Consider the following 25,935-nt stretch of genomic DNA (forward strand, 5'->3'; position numbering starts at 1 on the left):
CTTTTTGCTTGGGTTTCCTAGTAAATCGACAGCGGCCGGAAGGTTGCTGGTCAGAGCCCTGCAGGAGGCCGGAGCTACCGCACGTTATCCCGCCGCACCGGGCCACGGGAAGAGTCCGCGTGTACGGCCTGCGCGGCGAAACGTTCGTTCCCTTGCACCCGGTCGGCGCACCCGGGTCGCCCGCCGTCCGCGTCGTGACCGAAAGCGACCAACAGCGACTTCCTGTGACAATCCCCAGCTCACAGGCCCGGACGTTGCCCTAACATCTGCCGCGTGCCGCTCTTATCCGTACCACCCGTCGCGCCCCATGCGCCCCCTCTGGGCGCCTTGCTCCGGCTGTACGCCGCCGGTTCCGCGCTCGACTGCGAACCCGTCGAACAGGGTCTGCTCAACCGCGGCTACCGCGTCCGCACCACCCTCGGCCGCTACTTCCTCAAGCACCACTTCGACCCCGACACCGCCGACCCGGCCGCCATCGAGCGCCGCCATCTGGCCACCCAGCGGCTGGCCGCCCTCGGTGTCCCGGTCGCCCCGCCACTGGCCCACCGCGAGGGCCGTACGGTCGCCGTCGTCGGCGGTCACGCCTACGCGCTGCACCCCTGGATCGACGGCAGACACCGGCACGGCGGACAGCTCACACGCGGGGAGAGCGCCCGGCTCGGTGCGCTCCTGGGCGCCGTGCACGCCTGCCTGGAACGCGTGATGCCGCCCAAGGCGCGCACCCGCCCGGCCACCGGCCCGCATCCCGTCGAGAGCGCCGATCCCGCCGACACCTTCGCGCTCATCGACGACCTGCTCGGCCACGTCAGCCGGCACCGCCCGGCCGACGCCTTCGACGAGCTCGCCCGTCACCGCCTGCTCGAACGCCGTGCGCTCCTGGAACAGCACGCCGTCCGGCGCCCGCCGCGCGGCGCCTCGGTGGGCTGGGTGCACGGCGATTTCCACCCGTTCAACCTGCTCTACCGCAACGGCGCGCCCGCGGCGATCGTCGACTGGGACCGGCTCGGTGTGCAGCCCCGCGCCGAGGAGGCGGTCCGCGCCGCGGCCATCTTCTTCGTCCGCCCGGCGGGGGCGCTCGACCTGCCCAAGGTGCGGGCGTACGCGCGCGCGTACCGGCGGGCGGCCGGTGCCACTCCCTCGGAACTGGCGGCGGCCGTGCACCGCGTGTGGTGGGAACGGCTCAACGACTTCTGGATGCTGCGCTGGCACTACGAGCGCGGCGACACCCGCGCGGACCCGCAGTTCCCGGCCGCCTCCGCGCTGGCCGTGTGGTGGACCAGCGAGTACGACGCGGTGTGCGACGCGTTCGTCCGGTGAGCCGGCACGTCGCTCAGCCCCGCAGGGGTGTCAGCGTCCTTCAAGGGTTGCCCAGGCCGGTGCCGGCCACGGCGCCCTCGTCCGTGTTGCCGCCGTCCGTGCCCGTCGACTCCGTGGGGTCCGTCTCGGGGGAGCTCGGGGTGTCGGTGGGCTGCGAGGCGCTCGCCGTGTCCGAGGGCTCGTCGGACGGCTTGCTGCTCTCCGTCTCGGACTGGGTGTACGACGGGGTCTGCGACGGCGTGTAGTGGGAGCCGCCGCCGTCACCCGAGCCGCTGGTGTCGGTCTCCGTGTCCGTGGCCTTGTCGCTGGCCTTGTCGGAGGGGCTCGCGCTCGGGGTGTCGTCCTTGGTGGAGTGCGTGACGCTCGGCGACGTGGACGTGCCCGGGTCGGCGCCGCCACCGCCACCCTTGTTCAGGGCCAGCGCCACGCCCGCCGCGATCGCGATCACCGCGAGGACGGCCAGGATCCACAGCTTGCCGCGGCCGCTGCCCCTGTTGCCGTGGCCCTCGAAGCCGCCCTCGTCGCCGCCGCCGTAACCGGACGGCAGGATGGGCTGCGGGATCTGCGAGGTCCCGGCGGAGTTCATCGGGTTCTGCATCGCCGTCGTGCCGGCGAAACCGCCCGCCGCGTGCCGGCCGTCGTGCACGGTGACCGGGCCGGTGTTCCAGGTGCCGGTGTGGGCGCCCTGGTCGTACAGCATCTGCAGGCCGTACTGGACCAGCCCGCGCATCTCCTCGGCGGTCTGGAAGCGGTCGTCGGGCTCCTTCGCGAGGGAGCGCATGACCAGGCCGTCCAGCTCCGGCGGGGCGGCGCCCTCGGAACTCTGGGACGGCGGCACCGGGATGTCCTGGACGTGCTGGTAGACCACCGACAGCGGGGTCTCGCCGATGAACGGCGGCCGCAGCGACAGCAGTTCGTAGAGCAGACAGCCGGTGGCGTACAGGTCGGAGCGGTGGTCGACGGCCTTGCCGAGCGCCTGCTCCGGCGAGAGGTACTGGGGCGTGCCCATGACCATGCCGGTCTGCGTCATCGTCGTGGACGCGCCGTGCAGGGCGCGGGCGATGCCGAAGTCCATCACCTTGACCGCGCCGGTGTTCGTGATGATCACGTTGGCGGGCTTGATGTCGCGGTGCACGATGCCGTGCTGGTGCGAGTAGGCCAGCGCCTCCAGCACCCCGGAGGTGATGATCAGGGCCTGCTCGGGGCCCGGGGCCTGGGCGTTGATCAGCAGGTCGCGGATGGTGCGGCCCTCGACCAGCTCCATCACGATGTACGGCACGGACTGGCCGCCGACGACGTCCTCGCCCGAGTCGTAGACCGCCACGATCGCGTGGTGGTTGAGCCCGGCGACCGACTGTGCCTCGCGGGTGAAGCGGGCCTTGGAGACCGGGTCCTCGGCGAGGTCGGCGCGCAGCAGCTTGACGGCCACGGTCCGGCCGAGCCGTACGTCCTCGGCGGCGAACACCTCGGCCATACCGCCCCGGCCGAGCCGGTGGGTGAGCCGGTAACGGCCGTCGCCGACCAGGCCGCCGTTGCCCCACATCTCCGGCGTGTCTGACATGCCGCCGCCAGTCGCCTCGGGGTCGGACGGGCCCTGGGCGCTGTGCGTCTGTGCCATCGGTCCTCGCCGTCGTTTCTGCCCGCGGTGCGCGCGGTGTTGTCACGGTCTCCGTCGGCCACGCTACAGCCTCCGCGCAACCCCCAGGTCCGGGTTCCGTCCCATGGACGGACCGGCCATCAAACCGGTACCCCGCGCGGTCACGCAAATTCTGTGTACCGGGCGTACAGCAGGTGTAACGCTTCCGCGCCTCTTCTTTCGCGTACGGTCACGGAACGGGCACCGCGCTTGACGTGTCAGTGCCCTCGGGCAGACTTGGGCCGGAACTTGACCAGGAATGGGACATTCGATCAACAAGGGTGCCTGCGCGCCCGACGGGGGACGGGCGAAATGGGCCAGGACGGTGCGGACGGCCGTTATGTCGGGCGGGCTCTGGCGGGTGGCCGTTACCAACTGCGCGACCTGCTCGGCGCGGGCGGCATGGCCTCCGTGCACCTGGCGTACGACACGGTCCTGGACCGCCAGGTCGCGATCAAGACCCTGCACACCGAACTCGGCCGGGAGCAGGCCTTCCGCGAACGCTTCCGCCGCGAGGCCCAGGCAGTGGCCAAGCTCACGCACACCAACATCGTCTCCGTCTTCGACACCGGCGAGGAGAACCTCGACGGCTCGACCATGCCGTACATCGTCATGGAGTACGTCGAGGGCCGCCCGCTCGGCTCCGTGCTCGACGAGGACGTACGGCAGTTCGGCGCGCTGCCCGCCGACAAGGCGCTGAAGATCACCGCCGACGTCCTGGCCGCGCTGGAGATCAGCCACGAGATGGGGCTGGTCCACCGTGACATCAAGCCCGGCAACGTGATGATGACCAAGCGCGGGGTCGTCAAGGTCATGGACTTCGGCATCGCCCGTGCCATGCAGTCCGGGGTCACCTCCATGACCCAGACCGGGATGGTCGTCGGCACCCCGCAGTACCTCTCCCCGGAGCAGGCGCTCGGCCGGGGCGTGGACGCCCGCTCCGACCTCTACTCGGTCGGCATCATGCTGTTCCAGCTGGTCACCGGTCGGCTGCCGTTCGACGCGGACTCACCGCTGGCGATCGCCTACGCGCACGTCCAGGAGGAGCCGGTCGCGCCGTCCTCGGTCAACCGTGCGCTGCCGCCGGCCGTGGACGCGCTGGTCGCCCGCGCCCTGAAGAAGAACCCGAACGAGCGCTTCCCGACCGCCGAGGCGATGCGTGACGAGTGCCTTCGGGTGGCGGCCTCGCTCCAGCCGGCCGCGCCGAGCATCGTCCCGGGCATCCCGCCCACGCAGAGCGGTTCCGGGGTCGGCTCCGCGGTGTTCCCGCCGGTCGACCAGACGGCTCCGGCGCCTCCGGGGCCGGTGCAGACGCCGTACCACCCGACGCCGAACCCGTACGGCACCCCGGCTCCGGGGCCCGCTCCGGCGTACGGCTATCCGCAGCAGTCCGGCTACCAGGCGCCCGCCGGATACGGCGGGCAGTCGACCCCGCCGCCCTACGACCTCACGACCCGGACGTCGCCGTCCGGCGGCGGTGGCCGGGGCAACCGGCCGGTGGTCATCGGGTCGGTCGCGGTCTCGCTGATCGCCGTGGTCGGCCTGGTCGTCGCGCTGGTGCTGAACAGCGGCGGCGGTGACGACGACAGGGGCGGCGGCAGCGACAAGGGCGGCGCCACCACGAGCACATCGGCCTCGCGGGCCTCGGGCTACCGCGGCCCGGACACCTCGAAGACCGTCGCGAAGACCGTGTGCACCGAGCCGCAGGAGTCGTACGACGACCCCGACAAGATCCAGGTGCCCGAGTTCAAGTTCAAGTACATCAGGTCCGTCAAGGAGTGCTTCCAGGCCGCCGGCTGGCGGATGAAGCCCACCTCCACGGACGAGAACACCTTCGGCGACGGCACGGTCATGGACCAGTTCCCGCCCGCCGGCACGGATGTCGACCCCAGGAACATGCCGACCATCGAGCTCAAGGTCTCCACGGGCAACCCGCCCACCGGCTGAGACGCGGACCGCAGCAGTAAGGGCCCGGCGGTACCACCGCCGGGCCCTCGGCCGTCTCGGGAATCCTGCTCGGGCGGCCTCTGGGACCAGGACGCCCGTCCGGGTGTCCTAGAGGTACGGTCCTCCGGAGCGCCCGGCCGCCGGCCCGCCCTCCTCGCCCTCGTGGCCGACGCCGGGCGGCAGCGCCCGGCGCATCTGCTCCAGCTGGGCGCGGGCGGCCATCTGCTGGGCGAATAGGGTCGTCTGGATGCCGTGGAAGAGGCCCTCCAGCCAGCCCACCAACTGGGCCTGCGCGATGCGCAGTTCCGCATCGGACGGGGTCGAGTTCTCGGTGAACGGCAGCGAGAGCCGCTCCAGCTCCTCCACCAGCTCCGGCGCGAGACCGTCCTCCAGTTCCTTGACGGAGCTGGCGTGGATCTCCTTGAGCCGGACCCGGCTGGCCTCGTCGAGAGGTGCCGCGCGCACCTCCTCGAGAAGCTGCTTGATCATGCTGCCGATCCGCATGACCTTGGCGGGCTGTTCCACCATCTCCGTCACCGGGATCTCGCGGGAGTCCTCGTCCCCGTTGCCGCCCCCGAGTGCCATCCCGTCCTGGCCCACGACCAGAATCTGCGGATTCTCGGGCGACCGTTCGTTCCTCGGCATCTCCATGCCGCCATTCTCTCGCACCGGTACACCTCACCACCGTGGTGCCCCCCGCTGGGGCCGATCCACCACATCGAGCGGTCTCCGCCGGACGTAGACCCATCGGCCGAATCAGACATGCCGGGCCCGCCGGCGAGTGTGAGGCTGGTGATCGTCGGCTCTGACGACTGTGTTCCAGGAGGTCACCCCCGTGACTCCAAGGCCGCGATCCACCACCGGCGGCGTACGGCTCGCCCTGCCCCGCCTGCTGCTGGTCCTCGCGACGGTCCTGCTGCCGTACGGCACGGCTGTCGCGTACGACCCCGGCCCCGTCGTCGCCCATGACCCCGAGGCGGCACCCTCGCCCTCCGGGAGCGCCTCGGCCTCCCCGTCCCCCGAACCGTCCCGGGCCGGCAGCCCGGCCGGTGAGGGCAGACTGCGACCGGGACGGCCCCAGGGTCCGGCGGCGGCCGTCCAGGGACAGAACGAGGACGATGACGAGGACGAGACCGGCACGACAGGTCCGTCCGCCGGCTCGGCTCCGCCGTCCCAGGACGCCGGAGTGATCCCCGGCACCCCCCGCCCGAACACCGCCCACCAGGCCGCGGCCCCCGGCGAGGACGACGGCTCCGAGCCCGTGCTGCACATCCTTCCGCTGGGCAGCGGCCTGATCCTGATCGGCCTCGGGTTCGGCCTCGCCTTCGTGGCCCTACGGGTGCGGCGGAGCTAGCCGACGGGCCCCGGGGACGACACCCGGGGCCCGACGGCTCGGGGCCCGACGGCTCAGGGCGCGACGGCTCAAGGCGCGACGGCTCAAGGCGCGACGAGGAGGACCTTGCCGATGTGCCCGCTGGCCTCCACCAGCCGCTGTGCCTCGGCCGCCTCGGCCATCGGCAGCTCCCGGTCGACGACCGGCCGCACATGTCCGCCCGCGATCAACGGCCACACGTGCTCCCGCACGGCGGCGACGATGGCCGCCTTCTCGGCGAGCGGACGGGCGCGCAGCGAGGTCGCGCTGATCGCGGCCCGCTTGCCCAGCAGGGCTCCGATGTTCAGCTCACCCTTCACCCCGCCCTGCATGCCGATGATCGCCAGCCGTCCGTTGACGGCGAGAGCCCGTACGTTCCGGTCCAGGTAGCTCGCGCCCATGTTGTCGAGGATGACGTCGGCCCCGGCGCCGTCGGTGGCCTGCCGCACCTCGGCGACGAAGTCCTGGTCGCGGTAGTTGACGAGGATGTCCGCGCCCAGCTCCGCGCAGAAGTCCAGCTTCTCCTTGGAGCCCGCGGTGACCGCGACCTTGGCGCCGACCGACTTGCCCAGCTGGATGGCCATGGTGCCGATGCCGCTGCTGCCGCCGTGCACGAGCAGCGTCTCGCCGGGGTGGAGGTGGGAGATCATGAAGACGTTCGACCAGACCGTGCAGGCCACCTCCGGCAGCGCGGCGGCCTGCCTCAGGTCCACACCCTCGGGCACCGGCAGCAGCTGTCCGGCCGGTACGACGACCTTCTGCGCGTAACCGCCGCCCGCGAGCAGGGCGCACACCTCGTCGCCCACCGACCAGCCGGGGACACCGGGGCCGATCTCCACGATCCGGCCGGAGCACTCCAGACCGGGATAGGCGGAAGCGCCCGGCGGGGGGTTGTAGTTGCCCTGCCGTTGCAGGATGTCGGCGCGGTTGACGGCGCTGGCCACCACCTCGACCAGCACCTCGCCCTCGCCGGGCACGGGATCGGGGACCTCGTCCCACACCAGCGCCTCGGGACCACCAGGTTCGGGAATCGTGATCGCATACATGCGGCCGACGCTACCCCTCGACCGGCCGCGCTCCCGGTCAGGCCGGGGAAACGGCCGTATGTCGCGCTCAGGCCCGGGGCAGCGGCCGTATGTCCGGAGCGGTCTGGCTGCCCGGGGTGGCCCGCACGATCGTGATCAGCCGGTCCGTCGCCTGGATGGTGCCGACCGACGGGTCGTCGTAGCCGAGCACCCGGTGTCCGCGCAGCACGCTCACCACCAGGTCGGCCGTCTCCCGCGGGGTCTTGCCGACCTCGGCCTTGACCGCCGGGCGCTCCACCAGGTCCAGGCCGGTGCCCTGCTGGATCAGGTCCTCCATGACCATGCCGGCGGCCGGACTGAGCACGGACAGCCCCAGCAGACGTCCGGCGGCGCTGGCGCTGGTGATGACGGCGTCGGCGCCGGACTGCTTGAGCAGCGGCGCGTTCTCCTCCTCACGGACCGCGGCCACGATCTTCGCGCCCTTGTTGAGCTGCCGGGCGGTCAGGGTCACGAGAACGGCCGTGTCGTCCCGCTGGGTCGCGATGATGACCTGCCGGGCCCGCTGCACCTCGGCCCGCTTGAGCACCTCGCTGCGCGTCGCGTCCCCGACCACCCCGGCGTATCCCAACGCGGTGGCCGCGTCGATCGCCTTGGTACTGGGGTCGACCACGACCACCTGATCGGTCTTCAGCCCGGTCACGCAGACGGTCTGGACCGCCGACCGGCCCTTCGTCCCGAACCCGACGACGACGGTGTGATCCCGCAAGGCGGACCTCCAGCGGTTCTGGCGCCATTCCTCCCGGGTGCGTTCGGTGAGGACTTCGAGCGTGGTGCCGACCAGGATGATCAGGAACAGCACGCGCAACGGCGTGATGACGAAGATGTTGGTGAGCCGGGCGGCGTCACTGACCGGGGTGATGTCGCCGTATCCGGTGGTGGAGAGGGTGACGGTCGCATAGTAGAAGGCGTCGAGGAGGTCGACGCCGCCGTCCGAGGTGTCGTTGTAGCCCTCACGGTCGGCCCAGACGATGAAGGCGGTGGCGACCAGCACCAGCAGGGCCAGTGACAGCCGTTTGGCGACCTGGCGGAACGGACGCTCCACCACTTTCGTCGGGAGTTTCACCCGCCGGGTCATCAGATGTTCGTCCGCCTGGCGGGCGATGGCGTCATGGCCCGGAAGTTTCACGTGAAACACACCTCGATCCCCGCGGCCGCCCACGGCAGGTCCAGCAGTTCCGTCTCCTCTCCGCGCTGCGCCCCGCCCGGCGGTACGACCGCGAGCGCGTCGGCCGCGGCGATGCCACGGAGCATCGCCGGGCCGTTGTAGTGCAGCGGAACGGCCGCGTCACCGCGCAGGACGACCGGGATGAGTCTGGTGTCGTACGGGTGTCCCTGCACCGCCTCCGCCAGGGGCGCCGCGTACGGCTCGGGCGCGGGGTGGGCCGCCAGGGTGCGCAGCAGGGGTTCGGCGAGGGTGAGCAGGCCGGAGACGGCGGCGAGGGGGTTGCCGGGGAGGCCCACGAGGTGCTGGTTCTGCTGGGTGCGGGCCAGCAGCATGGGATGGCCGGGGCGGACCTCGACGCCGTCCACGAGGAGTTCGGCTCCGATGCGCTCCAGGGTGGGGTGGACATGGTCGACCGGGCCGGACGCGGTGCCGCCGGTGGTGACGACGAGATCGGCGGCGGACGAGGTGATCGCCTTGTACAGGGCCTTGGCGTCGTCCCCGATCCGGCGCACGGCACTGACCTCGGCGCCGAGCGCACGCAGCCAGGGCGGCAGCATCGGGCCGAGCGCGTCCCGGATACGTCCTTCGCCCGGAAGCCCCTCGGCGAGCAACTCGTCGCCGAGGATCAGGACTTCGGCCCGGGGCCGGGGGACGACCGTGACGGTGTCGTACCCGGCGGCCGCGGCGAGGCCGAGCACGGCCGGGGTCACCAGCGTTCCGACGGACAGCAACTGGTCGCCGCTGCGGCATTCCTGGCCGCGCGGTCGGATGTCCTGACCGTGCACCACCTCACGGGTGGAGTGCAGCCGGCCCTGGCTGTCGGCACGCCCGTGTTCGCTGCGCAGCACCGCGGTGGTGTCCGCCGGGATCCGGGCACCCGTCGCGATCCGTACCGCTTCGCCGTCGGTGAGCGCCTCGGGCTGCGCGTGTCCCGCCAGCACACCCTCCTCGCGCACGTCCCAGGGCCCGGGACCCGCGACCGCCCAGCCGTCCATCGCGGAGGTGTCGAAGGACGGCAGGTCGGTGAGCGCGTCCAGCGGTGCGGCCAGGGCCAGACCCAGGGCATCGGCCAGCGGCACGGAGACGGGGGCCCGTCGGGCACCCGAGCGCGCGGCACGGGCGGCTGCTTCCCGGGCCCGCGGCCAGGAGGTGGCACGGTGCTGGTGCGCCGAGCCGCCGCTCCGCTCCAGCTCGTCCTGGCCGGCCGGCGGACGCTGCTGCCCGCCGGGGGCGCCCTCCGCGAACTGCCTGCGCTCCCTGGGTTCCCTCACGAGGGCGAGCGCCTCCTCGACGTCGAGATCGTCACCGGTGTCCCCGGCGGACACGCCCACCCGGATCCCGGGGGCGGTCACCGGCCGGGCCCGGAGCCGGAGGCGGGGTTCCCGGAGGCGGACCGCTCGGCCGCGTTCGCCTCCTCCTCCCACCGCAGGGCCAGCGCGACGGCCTTGCGCGCGGCCTCGGCGACCGCCTCGGGGCCTCCTTCTCCCCGTGCGGCGGCGTAGCCGACGAGGAAGGTGGTCAGCGGGGCGGCCGGGCGGGCCACGCCGTGCGCCGCGTCCCGGGCCAGGTCGAGCAGGAGGCCGGTGTCGACGTCCAGGTCGATGCCCAGTTCGTCCTTGACTGCGGAGATCCATTCATCCAACACGTGACCATGCTCCCTGATGCGTGCCCTGGCGTCGGCGATGTCGTCCCAGGTGTCGCAGTCGAAGGACGCGAGGGGGTCCGGGACGCGGGTGAGATCGAGTGCGGCGGTCAGGCGCCGCAGCGGGAGGCCGGTGAGCCCCGGAGCCGCGCCCGCGTCGGGATCGCCCTCGGCCAGGGCCGACAGAGCGCGGCGGAGCGGTGCCGTGCGGTAGGCCGCGACGAGCGGCTGGTCCCGGCCGTCGGCGTCGCTGAGCAGGGCGGCATCGGCGCCGGTGGCGTCCAGGGCCGCCAACAGCCGCTCCACTGTCAGCTGTTCGAGGAAGGGGAGGTCCGCGGAGAGCACGGCCAACCGGTCGGCTGTGGTGTGCCGCAGTCCGGCGTCCAGGGCGGCCACCGGGCCGCCGCCCGGGGGGTCCTCGCGGGTCCAGCGCACCGGGCGGACGGTGGCGCGCGGGGCCGCCACGACGACGGTGTTCCGGGCGCCGGCGCAAGCCGTCAGCACCCGGTCGAGCAGGGCACGTCCGCCCACCCGCACGGAGGGTTTGTCGGCCCCGCCGAGGCGTCTCGCGGCGCCGCCGGCCAACACGATGGCGTCGTAGGCCGGCGGCTCGGTGTCGGTCACCTTTCGAGTATGGGGGGAGGGTGGATCACTGGGAACCGATAGCGGGCCGGTGATCTGCCGGGCGCCGCCGACGGACGCCTCGGCTAGAGCTTCCTGAGCAGTACCGCCGGGTTCTCCACGCAGTCGGCCACGTGGCGGAGGAAGCCGCCCGCGGTGCCGCCGTCGCAGACCCGGTGGTCGAAGGTGAGGGACAGCTGGACGACCTGACGGACCGCCAGTTCACCCTCGTGCACCCACGGCTTCGGGACGATGCGGCCCACGCCCAGCATCGCCGCCTCGGGGTGGTTGATGATCGGCGTCGAGCCGTCGACGCCGAAGACGCCGTAGTTGTTCAACGTGAAGGTACCGCCGGTGAGTTCGCCGGGGGTGAGCCTTCCGGCGTGCGCCGCCTCGGTCAGCCGGGCGAACTCCGCCGTCAGGGACTCGGCGTCGCGGGTGTGGGCGTCCCGCACCACGGGGACCATCAGGCCCCGGTCGGTCTGCGCGGCGAAGCCCAGGTGCACCTGGTCGAGCCGGACGACCTCGCGTGCCTCGACGTCGACGTAGGAGTTCAGCTCGGGGTACCGGGCCAGGGCGGCGGTGGTGATCCGGGCGAGGAGCGCGAGCAGGGAGATCTTCGGCGCCCCCGCCGCGTTCATCGCGGTCCGGGCGCGCATCAGCTCGGTCGCGTCGGCGTCCACCCAGCAGGTCGCGTCGGGGATCTCCCGGCGGCTGCGGGAGAGCTTGTCGGCGACCGCGCCCCGGATGCCCTTGAGGGGTGTACGGGTGCCGGCCCGGTCGGTCGCCGTGCCGGGTGTGGCGTCCGCCGGAATGGCGACGGAGTCCGGCGGCGCGGCCGGGGCCCTGGTGGCGGTGCGGACGACGCCGACCCGCAGGGCGTCCTCGACGTCGGCGCGCAGGATCAGGCCGTCGGGGCCCGAACCGGACAGTCCGCGCAGGTCGAGGCCGTTGTCCCGGGCGAGCCTGCGGACCAGGGGGGAGATCACCGGGACGGGGCCCTCGGTGACGGTGGGCGGTGCGGGCACGGACGCGTGGACCGCCGTCTCCGCGACGGCCGCCCTCCCCGCCGTGCCGTTGGCCCGCTCCGGTGCGGTGGGCCTGGCCCGGCGGCGGCGCGCCGGGGGCGCCCCGGTGCCGTAGCCCACCAGGACGTTGCCGGAGCCCTCGGACTCGGGGGCCGGGGCGGCCTCGCCGACGGCGACCGTCAGCAGCGGGGCGCCGACGGGCAGTTCGGCACCCTCCTCGCCGAAGCGGGCGGTGACCACACCGCCGTAGGGACAGGGGACCTCGACCATCGCCTTGGCCGTCTCGACCTCGACGACCGGCTGGTCGATCGCGACGACCTCGCCGACCTGGACCAGCCAGGTGACGATCACCGCCTCGGTCAGCCCCTCCCCGAGGTCGGGCAGTTTGAACTCCAGCACCTGTGCCATCAGCCCTCGGCCTCCCACTGCAGACGCGCCACCGCGTCCAGGATGCGGTCCACACCGGGCAGATGGTGGCGTTCCAGCATCGGCGGCGGGTAGGGGATGTCGAAGCCGGCCACGCGCAGCACCGGCGCCTCCAGGTGGTGGAAGCAGCGCTCGGTGACCCGGGCCGCGATCTCCCCGCCCGGTCCGCCGAACCCGCCCGACTCGTGCACGACGACCGCGCGGCCGGTGCGCCGTACCGAGGCGCAGACCGTCTCGTCGTCGAAGGGCACCAGCGAGCGCAGGTCGACGACCTCCAGGTCCCAGCCCTCCGCCCGCGCGGCCTCGGCGGCTTCGAGGCAGACCGGTACCGACGGGCCGTAGGTGATGAGCGTGGCGCTGCGGCCGGGGCGGCGCACCGCGGCCCGGCCGATGGGCTCGACGGCCGTCGGCTGCTCGGGGTTCCAGGTGTCCTTGGACCAGTACAGGCGCTTGGGCTCGAGGAAGACGACCGGGTCGTCGGAGGCGATGGCGGCGCGCAGCATGCCGTAGGCGTCGGCGACCGTGGCCGGGGTGAGGACGTGCAGGCCGGGGGTGGCCATGTAGTAGGCCTCGGAGGAGTCGCTGTGGTGCTCGACACCGCCGATGCCGCCGCCGTAGGGGATGCGGATGGTGATCGGGAGCGGCATCCGGCCGCGGGTGCGGTTGCGCATCCGCGAGACATGGCTGATCAGCTGCTCGAACCCGGGGTAGGCGAACGCGTCGAACTGCATCTCCACGACGGGACGCAGCCCGTACATGGCCATGCCGACCGCGGTGCCGAGGATGCCGGCCTCGGCGAGCGGGGTGTCGGTGCAGCGGTCCTCGCCGAACTCCTTGGCGAGGCCGTCGGTGACCCGGAAGACCCCGCCGAGGGCGCCGACGTCCTCGCCCATGACGTGCACGGCGGGGTCGGCGGCCATCGCGTCGCGCAGTGCGCGGTTGAGGGCCTGTGCCATGGTGGCGGGCTTGACGGCGACGGTCGTCATCGGTCGCCGCCTTCCCGGTCGTCCTGCTCGGCCTCGAGCTCGGCGCGCAGCATGCCGCGCTGCTCGCGCAGCTGCGTGGTGGTCTCGGCGTACACCTGGTCGAAGAGGGCCATGGGGTCGAGCTCCGGGTCGCGGTTCATGCGCTCGCGCAGGTCGGCGGCCATGGTCTCGGCGTCGTCCCGGGTGTTCTGCGCGAAGTCGTCGTCGAGCAGTCCGCGGTCGGTCAACTCGCGCTCCAGCAGCAGGATCGGGTCGTGGTCGCGCCAGGCGTCCACCTCGGCGTCGCCCCGGTAGCGGGTGGCGTCGTCGGCGTTGGTGTGGGCGTCGATCCGGTAGGTCACCGCCTCCACCAGGGTGGGGCCGCCGCCCTCGCGCGCGTGGCGCACGGCGTCGGAGAGCACCTGGTGCACGGCCACCGCGTCGTTGCCGTCGACCAGGCGGCCCGGCATGCCGTATCCGACGGCCTTGTGGGCCAGGGAGGGCGCGGCGGTCTGCTTGTCGAGCGGGACGGAGATGGCGAAGCCGTTGTTCTGGACCAGGAAGACGACCGGGGCGCGCCAGACGGCGGCGAAGTTCAGCGCCTCGTGGAAGTCGCCCTCGCTGGTGCCGCCGTCGCCGACCATGGCGAGCGCGACCACGTCGTCGCCCTTGATGCGGGCCGCGTGGGCGAGGCCGACTGCGTGCGGCAGTTGCGTGGCGAGCGGGGTGGAGAGCGGGGCCACGCGGTGGGCGTAGGGGTCGTAGCCGGTGTGCCAGTCGCCGCGCAGCAGGGTGAGCGCCTCCACGGGGTCCACGCCCCGGGCGACGACCGCGAGGGTGTCGCGGTAGCTGGGGAAGAGCCAGTCACGCTCCTCCAGGGCCAGCGCGGCGGCGACCTCGCAGGCCTCCTGGCCGGTGCTGGAGGGGTAGACGGCGAGACGGCCCTGTTTGGTGAGGGCGGTGGCCTGTGTGTTGTACCGGCGGCCGTGCACCAGCCGGGTGTAGAGCCGGCGCAGCAGCTCCGGGTCGGCCTTGCCGGCCGCCTCGGTCCCGAGGACGCGGAAGGGCCGCTCGTCGGGCAGCAGGGGCGCGGGGTCCGTCCGGGGTTGCCAGGCGGGCGGCGGCGACGGGCGGTATGCGCCTCGCTGCTCCAGGACCGTCATGACGGCACCTCCTCGTGGGGGTGGCTACGGGAGACGGGTCGGCTGTGACCCGTCTCACCTACCGATTGTTCGGTCGTCGGCACATTTTGGCTACAGGCGGCTCCAGGCTGTGGACAAACGGTTCTCCACAGCCTGGAATGAACGCAGTACGTCCATGACCGGAAGGCGGGGGGACATGCCACCTGAACAAATGGCCGAGGGCCCGCAGGACCGCGTCGGGCTGCCGCCCGCCCGTCCGCTGGACGCCATTGATCAGGACATCCTGCAGATCCTCCAGGCGGACGGCCGGGCCTCGATACGGTCGGTCGCCGAACGTGTCCACGTCTCGCGCGCCAACGCCTACGCGCGTATCAACCGGCTCATCGAGGACGGAGTGGTCCGCGGCTTCGGGGCCCGGGTGGACCACGAGCGGGCCGGCCACGGCACCTCCGCCTACATCACGCTGAAGATCGTCCAGAACTCCTGGCGCACCGTGCGCGAGGAGCTGCGGCAGCTGCCGGGTGCCGACCACATCGCCCTGGTGGGCGGGGACTTCGACGTCCTGCTCCTGGTGCACACGCCCGACAACAGGGCGCTGCGCGAGCTGGTGCTGACCCGGCTCCAGGCGATCCCGGAGGTGCTCAGCACCCGCACGCTGCTGGTGTTCGAGGAGGAGGACCTCGGCCCGGGCGGCTGAGGCCGCACTGCCCGGGATCAGGCCGCGCGGAGTCCCGAGAACACCAGGCGCGCCACCGCGTCGGAGACCTCACGCTCGGTGGCACCGCGCCCGTCCGGGCGGTACCACTCCACGATCGAGTTGACCATGCCGAAGACCAGCCGGGTGGCGAGGCGCACCTCGATGTCGCCGCGCACGTCCCCCTCGGCCGCGGCCGCCTTCAGCAGGTCGGCCACCCGGTGGTCGAACTCCCGGCGCCGCTCCAGCGCCCACCGCTCGGTGCCGGTGTTGCCCCGCACCCGCAGCAGCAGCGTCACGTACGGCAGTTCGGTGATCAGCACCTCGACCATGCGGCGTACGACGTGCTCCAGGCGTTCGGCGGCGCGCCCCACGCGCGCGTGCTCCTCGTCGAGGATCCCGAACAGGCCGTCCAGGGCACGGCTGACGGCCCGGCGCAGCAGTTCCTCCTTGCCGGCGACGTGGTGGTAGATGGACGACTTGGAGATGCCGGCCGCCTTGGACAGGTGCTCCATGGAGGTGCCGTCGTAACCGCGCTCGATGAAGACCTGCACGGCCACCGAGAGCAGGGTCTCCGGGGTGTACGTGTCGCGCTTGGCGGTGGTCATGAGGCACCCTCCCGCTTCTCGGTGGCGTACGCGTGGCGGTAGAGCGCGAGGGAGGGCGCGTAGCGGCCGCTCGGGTCGCGCAGGTGGAGGTCGTCGAGCAGGTCGTAGGCGAAGTCGCGGCCCAGGCTGCGGCTCCACTCGAAGGGGCCGAGCGGGTAGTTGACCCCCAGGCGCATCGCGGTGTCGATGTCCTCCTCGGTGGCGACGCCCTTGGCGACGGCGTCGTGCGCGAGGTCGATGATCCGGGCGACCGTACGGGCGACGATCATCCCGGGCACGTCACCGATGACGCTGACCTGCTTGCCGAGCGCCTGGAAGAGACCGATGGCCTCCCCGAGGGTCCTGGGCCGGGTGTCGTGTCCGGCGGACAGGGCGATGCGGGTGGCGCGGCGGTAGTCGAGCGCCAGGTCGAAGTAGACGACGTCCCGGAACTCCACCGAGGTCTGGCCGTCGGCGAGGACCAGCTGTCCGCCACTGGGCAGGACCAGCCGGGTGCCGTGGTCCTCGTCCTCCTCGCGGACCTGGACGCCCGCCTCGCGGATCAGCGCGAGCAGCTCGGCCGCCGGACCCAGATCGCCCTCGGCGACGACATAGGCGGGGCGCTCGGCGGGTTCGGCGGTGTGCGGTTCGGCGCGCTCGGCGTCGTCCGCGTAGTCGTACCAGCCGTGTCCGGACTTGCGGCCGAGATGGCCGGACTCGACGAGCCGGCGCTGGGCCAGGGAGGGTGTGAAGCGGACGTCCTGGAAGAACGCCTGCCACACGGAGTGCGTGACGGACTCGTTGACGTCCTGGCCGATCAGGTCGGTCAGTTCGAAGGCGCCCATCCGGAAGCCGCCGCTCTCGCGCAGCACCGCGTCGATGGTGGCCGGGTCGGCGGCCTGCGCCTCGTAGACCGCGAACGCCTCGGCGTAGAAGGGCCGCGCGATCCGGTTGACGATGAAGCCGGGGGTGTCCGCGCAGGCGACCGGCGTCTTGCCCCAGGCGCGGGCCGTCTCGTACGCGCGCGTGGCCGACGTGACGTCGGTGGCGAACCCGGAGACCACCTCGACCAGCGGCAGCAGCGGGGCCGGGTTGAAGAAGTGCAGGCCCACCAGGCGGGCCGCGCTGCGCAGGGCGCCACCGATGGCGGTCACCGACAGGGAGGAGGTGTTGGTGGCCAGCAGACAGTCGTCGTCGACGATGTCCTCCAGGGCCCGGAACAGCTCCTGCTTGGTCTCGAGCCGCTCCTGGACGGCCTCCACGACCAGGGTGCAGTCCGCGAAATCGGCGAGTTCGCCGGCGGGCAGCAGCCGGGCGTGGGCCGCGTCCCGGTCGGCGGCCGTCATGCGGCCCTTCTCGACCGACCGGTCGAGCCGGGCGCGGATCGCCGCGGCGGCCTCCGCGGCCCGCCCGGGGACGGCGTCGTACAGCCGGACGGGATGGCCGGCGACCAGTGCGACCTGGGCGATGCCCTGGCCCATGGTGCCGGCGCCGGCGACCCCCACGGGGCTGCTGAGGTCGAGTGCTGTCATGTGCGCGATCCTCCCGCACGGGGATTTCCACAGATGCGGCAGGCCCCCTTGTCCCGACCGATCGTTCGGTTACTCTAACTCTGTCCGGCCGTTTCCGCCCAGGTCATGAGCTCGAAGGGGAGCTCATCAGACGAGGAGTTGGTCCCGCATGACCGCCGAACTCACCGTGCACGAGCTGATCGCCAAGCACCGGCCCACGCTTGACCAGGCGCTGGAGGCGATCCGCACGCGCGCGTACTGGTCCCCCCACCCCGAGCACCCCAAGGCCTACGGCGAGCACGGCAGCCTGGACGCGGCGGCCGGCAAGGCCGCCTTCGACGCCCTCCTCGGCACCCGCGTGGACCTCGGCCAGCCCGGCACCGACGACTGGCTGGGCGGCGAGACCTCCCCGTACGGCATCGAGCTGGGCGTGACCTACCCGCACGCCGACGTCGACACACTGCTTCCGGCCATGAAGTCCGGGCAGCGCGCGTGGCGCGACGCGGGCGCGGAGGCGCGCGCGGTGGTGTGCCTGGAGATCCTCAAGCGGATCAGCGACCGGACCCACGAGTTCGCGCACGCGGTCATGCACACCAGCGGCCAGGCGTTCATGATGGCCTTCCAGGCGGGCGGCCCGCACGCCCAGGACCGCGGCCTGGAGGCTGTGGCCTACGCGTACGTGGAGCAGGTCCGCACCCCCGACACGGCCGAGTGGTCCAAGCCGCAGGGCAAGCGGGACCCGCTCGCGCTGACCAAGACCTTCAAGCCGGTCCCGCGCGGGATCGCGCTGGTCGTCGGCTGCAACACCTTCCCGACGTGGAACGGCTACCCGGGCCTGTTCGCCTCCCTGGCCACGGGCAACGCGGTCCTGGTCAAGCCGCACCCCCGCGCGGTGCTGCCGCTCGCCCTCACCGTGCGGGTCGCCCGCGAGGTGCTCGCCGAGGCCGGCTTCGACCCGAACCTGGTGGCCCTGACGACGGAGCGCCCCGGCGAGGGCATCGCGAAGACGCTCGCCACCCGCCCCGAGATCAAGATCATCGACTACACGGGCTCGACCGCCTTCGGCGACTGGCTGGAGGCCAACGCCCGGCAGGCCCAGGTGTACACCGAGAAGGCCGGCGTCAACACGGTCCTGGTCGAGTCGACCGGCGACTACAAGGGGATGCTCTCCAACCTGGCGTTCTCTCTCTCCCTCTACAGCGGCCAGATGTGCACCACCCCGCAGAACCTGCTGATCCCCCGCGACGGCATCCGCACCGACGAGGGTCCCAGGACGTACGACGAGGTGGTGGCCGACCTCGCCCGCGCGGTCGACGGCCTGCTCGGCGACGACGCCCGCGCGAACGCGCTGCTGGGCGCGATCGTCAACCCCGACGTCAAGGCCCGCCTGGAGGCCGCCGCCGGACTCGGCGAGGTCGCCCTCGCCTCCCGCGAGGTCGTCAACCCGGAGTTCCCGGACGCGGTCGTGCGCACCCCGGTGATCGTGAAGCTGGACGGCGCCAAGCCGGACAGCGAGGCCGCCTACATGAGCGAGTGCTTCGGGCCGGTCTCCTTCGCGGTCGCCGTCGACTCGGCCGCCGACGCGGTGGAACTGCTGCGGCGCACGATCCGGGAGAAGGGCGCCATGACGGTCGGCGCCTACACGGTCGACCCGGACGTGGAGAGCGCCGTGGAGGAGGTCTGCCTGGAGGAGGCGGCCCAGCTGTCCCTGAACCTGGTCGGCGGGGTGTACGTCAACCAGACGGCCGCGTTCTCCGACTTCCACGGATCCGGCGGAAACGCGGCGGCCAACGCGGCCCTGTGCGACGGGGCGTTCGTGGCGAACCGGTTCCGGGTGATCGAGGTGCGCCGGGAGGCGTAGCCGCAGCCGTTACGCGGCGCTCCAGTGGAACAGGGTCATGGCCACACTGGTCGCCAGGTTGTAGCTGCTGACCTGTCGGCGCATCGGCAGGCGCAGCAGGTGATCGGCACGCGCTCGCAGCTCCGCCGACAGGCCGGTCCGTTCGGATCCGAAGGCGAGGATCGCGTTGTCCGGGAGCTTCGTGTCCCGGATGTCCTCGCCTTCCGGGTCCAGCGCGTACACCGGGCCCGGCGGCAGCTCCGGCACGGTCAGACGCTCCACCGCCGTGGCGAAGTGAAGACCCGCGCCGCCCCTGACGACCGTCGGATGCCAGGGGTCGAGGGTTCCGGTGGTGATGACCCCGGTCGCTCCGAAGCCCGCCGCCAGGCGGATCACGGCGCCCGCGTTGCCCAGGTTGCGCGGCTCGTCGAGGACCACGACCGGGGCGGTGCGCGGGAGGTGGGCCAGCGCACGCAGATTGGCCTCGCGGGGCGGCCGCACCGCCAGGGCGGCCACCGCCGTGGGGTGCGGGCGCGGGACGAGCGACGCGTACGTCGCCGACGGCACCTCCGTCAGCAGCGCGGCCAGCCGCTCCACCACGTCCGGCGCCAGTTCGTCGGCCAGGGCCAGCGTGGCCGCCCGGTCCGCGGTGACCGCCACCGGCACCCGCGCGTCGAAGCGCAGGGCGTGCTTGAGGGCGTGGAAGCCGTCCAGGAGGACGGCGGAACCCGCCAGCAGCGCCCATTCGTCGAGGGGGTCGGTCATGCCCCGAAGCCTACGCGGGGCTGTTCGTCGGCCTCCGGGGTGCGGGCGGGCGGCAGCACGGGAGCATCGCGCCGCAGGACGCGGTCGCGCGCGCGGGCCGACCAGCCGCCCAGCCGGAGCAGGAAGACCGTCGGCAGGAAGACCGAGTCCGCCGCGATCATGGCGAGCGAGAAGAAGGGCAGTCCCAGGACGACCGCGATCACCGCGTGCTCGGTCATCATCGCCGCCAGCAGCACGTTCTTGACCCGGCGGTTGAACAGCGTGAACGGGAAGGCGACCTGCACGACGACCGTCCCGTAGGTCACCAGCAGCACCAGGGTCCCGTTGGCGGAGAGCAGGTCGGCGAGGGCCGGCCAGGGCGAGAAGTAGTCCAGGTGGAGCGGGTAGTAGACGGCGGTGCCGTCCTGCCAGCGGGAGCCCTGGATCTTGTACCAGCCGGCCGTGGCGTAGATCAGGCAGGCCTCGGCCATGATCACGAACAGGGCGCCGTTGTGCAGGACGTTGGCGACGACGTCCAGCAGGATCCGGGGCTCGGGGGAACGCGCCCAGCGGCCCGCCGCCCACCACAGCGCGGTGCCCGCCCAGGTGGCCCACATGAGGGCCGGCACCAGCCAGCCGCCGCCGGTACGGCCGGTCAGGGCCCCCACGGTCAGCAGGACCCCGGACACCGCCCACAGTGCCGGTCCGGCCCGGTCGGTGACCGGCCGCCGCTCCGCACGCGCGCGTACCGCCCGCCGCGCGTCCAGGGACCACACCTGACCGCAGCGGGTGAACACCAGGTAGAAGGACATCAGGTGCAGCACGTTGTCGCCGCCGTCGCCCACGAAGACGCTGCGGTTCTGCAGGGACAGCACGCCGACCATGAACAGCAGGGAGGTCGCCCGGGTACGCCAGCCCACCAGGAGAAGGGCGCTGGAGAGAACGGCCAGGAGGTAGAAGACCTCGAAGTAGGCCCGGCCGTCGGCGGCCAGCAGGGCCGTGAAGGCGTGGTTGTCCGCGGTCAGCTGCTGGGCGAGACCGAAGCTCCAGGGGCCGTCGGGGCCGTACAGCTCCTGGCGGTGCGGGTACTCGCGCAGCAGGAACAGCAGCCAGGTCGCGGCGAACCCGATGCGCACGACGGCCGTCTGGTACGGGCCGAGCACCGACCCGGTGACCCGGGCGACGGCGCGGGACAGGCACAGGGCGAGGCGGCTCATCGCACACCTCCCTCGGCGTCGTCCGCCGTGACCGTCCACCAGGGCAGCACCCGGTAGACCGGGGCGTCGGAGACCTTCTCGCCGCTCCAGTCCGGCGGGGGCACGTTGGTGGTGCTGGAGCGCACCTGCACGCGCTCGACGGTGCCCTTCCGCGCGGTCGCGTCGCCCTCGTACAGCCGCATCACGACGATCCGGCGCAGGTACTGCTCGGACAGGGAGCCGCGCAGACCGATCGCGCGGTTGTCGTTGCCGTGCGTGCTGACGAAGAAGTCCCAGGCCCGGCGGAGTTCGTTCTGCACGGTGTGGCTCGGCAGCAGACTGCCGTCGATGGCCCTGCCGTCCTGCGCGGACAGGTCGTTCCAGCCGGTGGTGGTCGTGGACCCGTCCCGCGTCCGGACGTCGGCGCGCACCTGCACTGCGATGTTCTGCTGGAGCGGGTTCGGCGCGAACAGCTTCCAGTTCTGCTCGAACTCCGGGTACACCCACTCCTCGATCGCCTTGCCGTGCTGCTTGGTCACCGTGTTCGCCGGCGCGACGCTCAGGAACACCATCCCGAGGTGCACACAGGCGGCGACCGCGACCAGGGCCACCGCGAAGGCCGCGCCGACCTGGTAGCGGGGGGAGAGCGCGGCGACCCCGGTGCGGGGCGGGACAGGGGGTTCCCGATCCCGGCGGACCTCTTCGGGCTCCGGGGCGACGGGGGCGACGGGTCCGGCGGACGCCGGGTCCGGCCGGGGCCCGTCCGGACCCTCCGGCCCGTGCCGGGCGTCCGAGTCGCCGTCGTACGCGTCCATGCCGCCCCGTTCTCCGGTACCGCCGTGTCGTCCCGTCCCGACCGGACGGCCCGGGACGGCCCGTTCGGGGCCGTCCGGTGTGCCGCTGCGGGGCACTCGCACGGAACGGTACTCAGCAGCGGCCGTCGGGCGCAGCCCCGGGGAGCGGCCGGGGAGCGTGGCCATCACCACTCCGGCCGACCCGGGCCGGGTCCCGGTGGCCGTCCGCCGAGGCCCGGACCGGGTCCCGGCGGTCGTCCGCCGGGGTCTGCCGCACAGGTCACAGGGGGTTCCGCGACGGACAGGGGCGGCCCGCGGAATCCGGTCCCGCGAGTTGTCCACAGGCCGCGCCGGAGGTTTTCCACAGCGGTTGAAGCCGTGGACCTCCCCCTTGAAACTGTGGATCAGCCCCGCCGGACCCGATCCCGGGCCTGGCGGACGTACCGGGGGAGGTGACGGGTGTGTCAGGCGTCCGCGGTCCGCGTGCGGATCATGCGCAGGACGGTGTCGGAGCGTTCCAGGAGGGTCTTGCGGACCACGGGAGCCGCTTCCCGGACCGCCTGCCGGGCCTTCTCGACGTACGCGGAGTCGACGGCGTACAGCGGGAAGAGCTGGGAGGTGTAGGCCATCGCCGGGATCATTCCGCCTTGGTCCAGCCGGGGGATCTCGGCCAGGTAGCGCTCGGCGTAGGGGGCGAGCAGGGCGTCCTGGCCGGGGCGCCAGAAGGCGGCCGCCACCGCGCCCACCGACTGGACGGGCACCGTGCGGTCCACGGCCAGCCGCTGCCAGACCTCCGCCTTCGCGGCCGGGTCGGGCACGGCCGCGCGGACGATGAGGACCCGGACCCAGGCGTCGGGGTCGGGGTCCCGGTCGAGCAGGGCGGCGGACTCGGCGGAGACGTCGCCACCGAGTTCGGCCTCCCGGACCAGGGCGCGCCAGCGCAGGTCCACGTCGTCACCGGCCCGCTCGCGCAGCCCGGCCAGGTCCTCGGGACCCGACGCGGTGCGGGCCAGGCCGCGCAGGGCCACCTGGCGGCGGTTCGGGTCCTCGGCGAGCCGCAGGCAGGCCCCGGCCACGGCCTCCGTCAGCGCCGGACGGTCGGCGTCCGGTGCCCAGAGTTCGGCGATGTTGGTGACGAGCGTCAGGAGGGGCTCGATCACGGCGTCGGACGTCTCCGCGGCGAGGACCGCGGTGAGGCACCGTCCGGCCTCGGCCGCCGTGGCCTCACCGGCCGTGAGCATGTCCCAGACGGTGGCGGCGGCGGCGCCCCGGGAGATCGCGGTGGGCAGCCGGGCCGCCGAGTGGAAGAGGGCCTCCCGGGTCGCGGCGGCCGGGCGGCTGGTCGCGAAGGTGAGGTCGTCGTCGTTGATCAGGAGGAGGTCGGAGCCGGCGGGAAGGCCCTCGACCGGCGTACGGGACTCGGTCACCTCGACTCGGACCAGGGCGCTGCGTTCGAGGGCGTCGCCCGCGCGGTCGTACGCGCCGACCGCCAGGACCTGCGGTCGCGGGGTGCCGTCGGCCACCAGGGTGACGGCGTCACCGTCGTGCTCCAGGGTGAAGCGGTCGGTGCCGGCCGTCTCCAGCCAGGCCTTCCGCCAGGCACCGAGGTCCCGGCCGCCGGCCTCGGCGAGGGCGTCGATCAGGTCCTGCAGGGTGGTGGTGCCCCAGGCGTGACGGGCGAAGTAGGCGGCCATACCGGTGCGGAACCGGTCCTCGCCGACATAGGTCATCAACTGCTGGAGGACGGAGGCGCCCTTGGGGTAGGTGATGCTGTCGAAGATCGACGCGGCCTCGGCCACGTCGTGGATGGGCTGGTGGATCGGGTGCGAGATGGGGCCCTGGTCGGCGAGGTAGGCCCTGAGCTTGCCGCCGGCGAGGTGGCCGGCCCAGACGTCGGTGTAGCGGGTGGCGCCCTCGGCGGCCCAGTGGCAGGCGAACTCGGCGAAGGCCTCGTTCAGCCAGAGGTCGTCCCACCAGCGCATGGTGACGATGTTGCCGAACCACATGTGCGCCATCTCGTGCAGCAGCACGAGCGCCAGCACCTCGCGCTCGGCGTGCGTCGGCGTGGACCGTCGCAGGAACGCGTCCGACCAGGTCACACAGCCGTAGTTCTCCATCGCGCCGCCGAACTCGGGCATGAACACCTGGTCGTAGGTGCGCTGCGGGAACGGCATCGCGAAGGCCTCGGCGTAGAAGGCGAGGCCCTGGCGGGTCAGGGTGAAGATCTCGTCGGCGTCCCGCTCCAGGACCTCGGCGAGCGAGCGGCGGGCGAAGATGCCGAGGTCATGGCCGTCGGCCTCGCGACGGATCTGGTGGAAGGGGCCCGCGTTGACGACGGTGTTGTACACGGACAGCGGCGGGGTGTCCGGGAAGCTCCAGCGGCGGGCCGCGCCCTGCTCCTCGACGCGTGGGTCGCCGGAGTTGCTGAGGACGGTCCAGGCGGCCGGAGCGGTGACGGTGAAGGCGTGCGGGGCCTTGAGGTCGGGCTGGTCGAAGCAGGCCCAGACGGAGTGCGCCTCGTCGGGTTCGAAGCTCGTCCACACGTAGACCTCGCCGTCGGCGGGGTCGGTGGCCTTGTGCACGCCCTCGCCTGCGGTGGTCTCGGCCTGCACGCTCTCGACCCGCAGCACGTTGTGCGCGGCCAGGCCGGGCAGCGGGATCCGGCCGTCGCCGGACGGGGTGAGGGGGGTTCCGTTGAGGGTGGCGGAGCGGACCTCGGCCGCGCAGTCGACGAAGGTCTCGGCGCCCGGCTCGGAGCAGGTGAAGGTCACCGTCGAGACGCAGCGGACCTCCGGCCCTTCGGGCAGGCCGGTGAAGTCGATGTCGACGTCGTACCGCTCCACGGCGACCAGTGCGGCCCGGCGCTCGGCCTCGGTGCGGGTCAGGCTTCGGATCCCCATGCGTCCTCCTTCGTGTGTCCGACCCACGCCGGCGGACAGCGGCCGTCAGCCTACGACGGAAGGAGACGGTGATCGCAGCGGTTTTCGGTTCCCTTCTTCTAGAACCTGTTCTATCTTGACGGACCGTCAGACGGACCGACAGACGGACCGACCGGCCGGGAGGACAGGACCGTGGACTTCACCTTGAGCGAGGAGCAGTTGGCGGCTGCCGAGGCGGCGCGCGGGGTGTTCGACGCGGTGGCGCCGGACGCGGTGCCCAGCCCCGCGCTGACCACCGGCGCCGTGTCCGACCACTTCGACCGGGAGCTCTGGGACAGGCTGGCCGCCGCCGACCTGCTGAGCCTGTCGGCGGCCGAGGAACACGGCGGAGCCGGGCTGGACGCGATCGCGCTCTGCCTGGTGCTGCGGGAGTCGGCGAAGGTGCTGGCCCGGGTGCCGCTGCTGGAGAACAGCGCGGCCATGGCGGCCGTACAGGCGTACGGGGACGAGGAGCAGCGGGGCCGGCTGCTGCCACGGGCGGGGCGGGGCGAACTGGTACTGACCGTCGCCGCGAGCGGGCGCACCGGGCACGACCCGGCCGAGCTGGCGGTGACCGCGCGCCGGGACGGCGCCGGGTGGGTGCTCGACGGGGTGCAGACGGCGGTGCCGTGGGTTCACGACGCCGATCTCGTCGTCGTACCGGCGCACACCGACGGCGACCGCAGCGTGCTGGCGCTGGTGGCGCCGTCGGCCGACGGGGTCACGCTCGCCGAGCAGGTGTCGACCAGCGGGGAACGGCTCGGTGAGCTGCGGCTGGAGTCGGCGCGGGTCGCGGGGCGGGACGTGGTGACGGCCGAGGGGGCCTGGGAGTGGCTGCGGGAGCTGCTGACGACCGGGACCTGTGCGCTGGCGCTCGGGGTGGGTGAGCGGGTGTTGCGGATGACCAGCGAGTACACCGGCAAGAGGGAGCAGTTCGGGCATCCCGTCGCCACGTTCCAGGCGGTCGCCGTGCAGGCCGCCGACCGGTACATCGACCTGCGCGCCATGGAGGCCACGCTGTGGCAGGCCGCGTGGCGGCTGGCCTCCGGGGCGGTCGGCGCCCTGCCGGTGGCCGGGGACGTGGCGGTCGCGAAGATCTGGGCGTCGGAGGGGGTCCGTCGGGTGGTGCAGACGGCGCAGTACCTGCACGGGGGGTTCGGGGCCGACACGGAGTACGCGCTGCACCGGTACCACGCCTGGGCCAAGCAGATCGAGCTGGCGCTCGGGTCCGCGGGGGCCCACGAGGAGGCGCTGGGGGACCTGCTCGCCGCGCATCCGCTGGGATAGGCGGCGCGGACAGGAGGC

The 25,935-nt window shown here is 72.9% G+C and carries 21 protein-coding genes; 6 read left to right on the plus strand and 15 right to left on the minus strand.

Annotated elements, in window-relative coordinates:
• Window positions 1-273 precede the first annotated feature (273 nt).
• Window positions 274-1,317: a phosphotransferase gene (locus ACFY3I_RS23230; RefSeq protein WP_390862374.1), complete on the plus strand. Its 1,044-nt coding sequence runs from the start codon at window positions 274-276 to the stop codon at window positions 1,315-1,317.
• A 40-nt stretch (window positions 1,318-1,357) separates the two neighbouring features.
• Here ACFY3I_RS23230 and ACFY3I_RS23235 read toward each other — a convergent pair whose 3' ends face one another.
• A complete protein-coding gene (locus ACFY3I_RS23235; protein ID WP_390862375.1) occupies window positions 1,358-2,935 on the minus strand; it encodes a protein kinase in 1,578 nt (525 codons plus the stop codon).
• Window positions 2,936-3,265: 330 nt separating this feature from the next.
• Here ACFY3I_RS23235 and ACFY3I_RS23240 point away from each other — a divergent pair, with 330 nt between their 5' ends.
• Window positions 3,266-4,900, plus strand: coding sequence for a protein kinase (locus ACFY3I_RS23240; RefSeq protein ID WP_390862377.1), 1,635 nt, complete (start codon window positions 3,266-3,268; stop codon window positions 4,898-4,900).
• A 108-nt stretch (window positions 4,901-5,008) separates the two neighbouring features.
• Here the strand turns inward: ACFY3I_RS23240 and ACFY3I_RS23245 are convergent, their stop codons facing one another.
• Window positions 5,009-5,551: a bacterial proteasome activator family protein gene (locus ACFY3I_RS23245; RefSeq protein ID WP_365285960.1), complete on the minus strand. Its 543-nt coding sequence runs from the start codon at window positions 5,549-5,551 to the stop codon at window positions 5,009-5,011.
• Window positions 5,552-5,735: 184 nt separating this feature from the next.
• On the opposite strand from ACFY3I_RS23245, the gene ACFY3I_RS23250 reads away from it, so the two are divergent.
• Complete coding sequence (locus ACFY3I_RS23250; RefSeq protein ID WP_365285958.1) at window positions 5,736-6,254, plus strand: hypothetical protein; 519 nt, start codon at window positions 5,736-5,738, stop codon at window positions 6,252-6,254.
• Window positions 6,255-6,337: 83 nt separating this feature from the next.
• Here ACFY3I_RS23250 and ACFY3I_RS23255 read toward each other — a convergent pair whose 3' ends face one another.
• The 7 genes from ACFY3I_RS23255 to pdhA form a co-directional block, all read right to left on the minus strand.
• Window positions 6,338-7,318: an NAD(P)H-quinone oxidoreductase gene (locus tag ACFY3I_RS23255; protein ID WP_390862379.1), complete on the minus strand. Its 981-nt coding sequence runs from the start codon at window positions 7,316-7,318 to the stop codon at window positions 6,338-6,340.
• Window positions 7,319-7,385: 67 nt separating this feature from the next.
• Window positions 7,386-8,483: a potassium channel family protein gene (locus ACFY3I_RS23260; protein ID WP_365285954.1), complete on the minus strand. Its 1,098-nt coding sequence runs from the start codon at window positions 8,481-8,483 to the stop codon at window positions 7,386-7,388.
• Window positions 8,480-9,874, minus strand: coding sequence for a molybdopterin molybdotransferase MoeA (locus tag ACFY3I_RS23265; RefSeq protein WP_390862381.1), 1,395 nt, complete (start codon window positions 9,872-9,874; stop codon window positions 8,480-8,482). The genes ACFY3I_RS23260 and ACFY3I_RS23265 overlap by 4 nt, the downstream gene beginning before the upstream one ends.
• Window positions 9,871-10,788 carry an NTP transferase domain-containing protein gene (locus tag ACFY3I_RS23270; RefSeq protein WP_390862383.1) on the minus strand — a complete coding sequence of 306 codons (918 nt, stop codon included), beginning with the start codon at window positions 10,786-10,788 and terminating at the stop codon, window positions 9,871-9,873. Before ACFY3I_RS23270 ends, ACFY3I_RS23265 begins: the two co-directional genes overlap by 4 nt.
• A gap of 83 nt (window positions 10,789-10,871) precedes the next feature.
• Window positions 10,872-12,221, minus strand: a complete 1,350-nt coding sequence (locus ACFY3I_RS23275) for a dihydrolipoamide acetyltransferase family protein (RefSeq protein WP_390862385.1) — start codon at window positions 12,219-12,221, stop codon at window positions 10,872-10,874.
• Complete coding sequence (locus ACFY3I_RS23280) at window positions 12,221-13,225, minus strand: alpha-ketoacid dehydrogenase subunit beta (protein WP_390862386.1); 1,005 nt, start codon at window positions 13,223-13,225, stop codon at window positions 12,221-12,223. Before ACFY3I_RS23280 ends, ACFY3I_RS23275 begins: the two co-directional genes overlap by 1 nt.
• Complete coding sequence (gene pdhA, locus ACFY3I_RS23285) at window positions 13,222-14,367, minus strand: pyruvate dehydrogenase (acetyl-transferring) E1 component subunit alpha (protein ID WP_365285944.1); 1,146 nt, start codon at window positions 14,365-14,367, stop codon at window positions 13,222-13,224. The genes ACFY3I_RS23280 and pdhA overlap by 4 nt, the downstream gene beginning before the upstream one ends.
• A gap of 175 nt (window positions 14,368-14,542) precedes the next feature.
• Between pdhA and ACFY3I_RS23290 the strand changes: the two genes are divergently transcribed.
• A complete protein-coding gene (locus ACFY3I_RS23290; RefSeq protein WP_390862389.1) occupies window positions 14,543-15,043 on the plus strand; it encodes an Lrp/AsnC family transcriptional regulator in 501 nt (166 codons plus the stop codon).
• 17 nt (window positions 15,044-15,060) lie between these two features.
• On the opposite strand, the gene ACFY3I_RS23295 is transcribed toward ACFY3I_RS23290, so the two are convergent.
• Both ACFY3I_RS23295 and ACFY3I_RS23300 read right to left on the minus strand, forming a co-directional pair.
• Window positions 15,061-15,648, minus strand: a complete 588-nt coding sequence (locus ACFY3I_RS23295; protein ID WP_365285942.1) for a TetR/AcrR family transcriptional regulator — start codon at window positions 15,646-15,648, stop codon at window positions 15,061-15,063.
• On the minus strand, window positions 15,645-17,159 hold the full coding sequence (locus tag ACFY3I_RS23300; RefSeq protein ID WP_390862391.1) for a 3-hydroxyacyl-CoA dehydrogenase: 1,515 nt from the start codon (window positions 17,157-17,159) through the stop codon (window positions 15,645-15,647). The genes ACFY3I_RS23295 and ACFY3I_RS23300 overlap by 4 nt, the downstream gene beginning before the upstream one ends.
• A gap of 148 nt (window positions 17,160-17,307) precedes the next feature.
• Here ACFY3I_RS23300 and paaN point away from each other — a divergent pair, with 148 nt between their 5' ends.
• The gene (gene paaN / locus ACFY3I_RS23305; RefSeq protein WP_365285938.1) at window positions 17,308-18,999 is read left to right on the plus strand and encodes a phenylacetic acid degradation protein PaaN; all 1,692 of its coding nucleotides are present in this window, start codon (window positions 17,308-17,310) and stop codon (window positions 18,997-18,999) included.
• A 9-nt stretch (window positions 19,000-19,008) separates the two neighbouring features.
• Here paaN and ACFY3I_RS23310 read toward each other — a convergent pair whose 3' ends face one another.
• The 4 genes from ACFY3I_RS23310 to pepN form a co-directional block, all read right to left on the minus strand.
• A complete protein-coding gene (locus tag ACFY3I_RS23310; protein ID WP_390862393.1) occupies window positions 19,009-19,743 on the minus strand; it encodes a TrmH family RNA methyltransferase in 735 nt (244 codons plus the stop codon).
• Window positions 19,740-20,939 carry an HTTM domain-containing protein gene (locus ACFY3I_RS23315; protein ID WP_390862395.1) on the minus strand — a complete coding sequence of 400 codons (1,200 nt, stop codon included), beginning with the start codon at window positions 20,937-20,939 and terminating at the stop codon, window positions 19,740-19,742. Before ACFY3I_RS23315 ends, ACFY3I_RS23310 begins: the two co-directional genes overlap by 4 nt.
• Entirely contained in the window at window positions 20,936-21,733 is a 798-nt protein-coding gene (locus ACFY3I_RS23320) for a DUF5819 family protein (RefSeq protein WP_390862397.1), read from the minus strand. Before ACFY3I_RS23320 ends, ACFY3I_RS23315 begins: the two co-directional genes overlap by 4 nt.
• 443 nt (window positions 21,734-22,176) lie before the next feature.
• The gene (pepN, locus tag ACFY3I_RS23325) at window positions 22,177-24,612 is read right to left on the minus strand and encodes an aminopeptidase N (RefSeq protein WP_390862398.1); all 2,436 of its coding nucleotides are present in this window, start codon (window positions 24,610-24,612) and stop codon (window positions 22,177-22,179) included.
• A gap of 171 nt (window positions 24,613-24,783) precedes the next feature.
• Between pepN and ACFY3I_RS23330 the strand changes: the two genes are divergently transcribed.
• The gene (locus tag ACFY3I_RS23330) at window positions 24,784-25,917 is read left to right on the plus strand and encodes an acyl-CoA dehydrogenase family protein (RefSeq protein ID WP_390862400.1); all 1,134 of its coding nucleotides are present in this window, start codon (window positions 24,784-24,786) and stop codon (window positions 25,915-25,917) included.
• Window positions 25,918-25,935 lie beyond the last annotated feature (18 nt).

The organism is Streptomyces sp. NPDC001068 (assembly GCF_042897315.1).
In the GTDB taxonomy this organism is placed as follows: domain Bacteria; phylum Actinomycetota; class Actinomycetes; order Streptomycetales; family Streptomycetaceae; genus Streptomyces.

Coding starts and splice junctions, on each gene's coding strand:
- ACFY3I_RS23235 (WP_390862375.1), bottom strand. CDS start 2,935: ATGGCACAGACGCACAGCGCCCAGGGCCCGTCCGACCCCGAGGCGACT.
- ACFY3I_RS23240 (WP_390862377.1), top strand. CDS start 3,266: ATGGGCCAGGACGGTGCGGACGGCCGTTATGTCGGGCGGGCTCTGGCG.
- ACFY3I_RS23245 (WP_365285960.1), bottom strand. CDS start 5,551: ATGGAGATGCCGAGGAACGAACGGTCGCCCGAGAATCCGCAGATTCTG.
- ACFY3I_RS23255 (WP_390862379.1), bottom strand. CDS start 7,318: ATGTATGCGATCACGATTCCCGAACCTGGTGGTCCCGAGGCGCTGGTG.
- ACFY3I_RS23275 (WP_390862385.1), bottom strand. CDS start 12,221: ATGGCACAGGTGCTGGAGTTCAAACTGCCCGACCTCGGGGAGGGGCTG.
- ACFY3I_RS23280 (WP_390862386.1), bottom strand. CDS start 13,225: ATGACGACCGTCGCCGTCAAGCCCGCCACCATGGCACAGGCCCTCAAC.
- pdhA (WP_365285944.1), bottom strand. CDS start 14,367: ATGACGGTCCTGGAGCAGCGAGGCGCATACCGCCCGTCGCCGCCGCCC.
- ACFY3I_RS23290 (WP_390862389.1), top strand. CDS start 14,543: ATGCCACCTGAACAAATGGCCGAGGGCCCGCAGGACCGCGTCGGGCTG.
- ACFY3I_RS23295 (WP_365285942.1), bottom strand. CDS start 15,648: ATGACCACCGCCAAGCGCGACACGTACACCCCGGAGACCCTGCTCTCG.
- ACFY3I_RS23300 (WP_390862391.1), bottom strand. CDS start 17,159: ATGACAGCACTCGACCTCAGCAGCCCCGTGGGGGTCGCCGGCGCCGGC.
- paaN (WP_365285938.1), top strand. CDS start 17,308: ATGACCGCCGAACTCACCGTGCACGAGCTGATCGCCAAGCACCGGCCC.
- ACFY3I_RS23310 (WP_390862393.1), bottom strand. CDS start 19,743: ATGACCGACCCCCTCGACGAATGGGCGCTGCTGGCGGGTTCCGCCGTC.
- ACFY3I_RS23315 (WP_390862395.1), bottom strand. CDS start 20,939: ATGAGCCGCCTCGCCCTGTGCCTGTCCCGCGCCGTCGCCCGGGTCACC.
- ACFY3I_RS23320 (WP_390862397.1), bottom strand. CDS start 21,733: ATGGACGCGTACGACGGCGACTCGGACGCCCGGCACGGGCCGGAGGGT.
- pepN (WP_390862398.1), bottom strand. CDS start 24,612: ATGGGGATCCGAAGCCTGACCCGCACCGAGGCCGAGCGCCGGGCCGCA.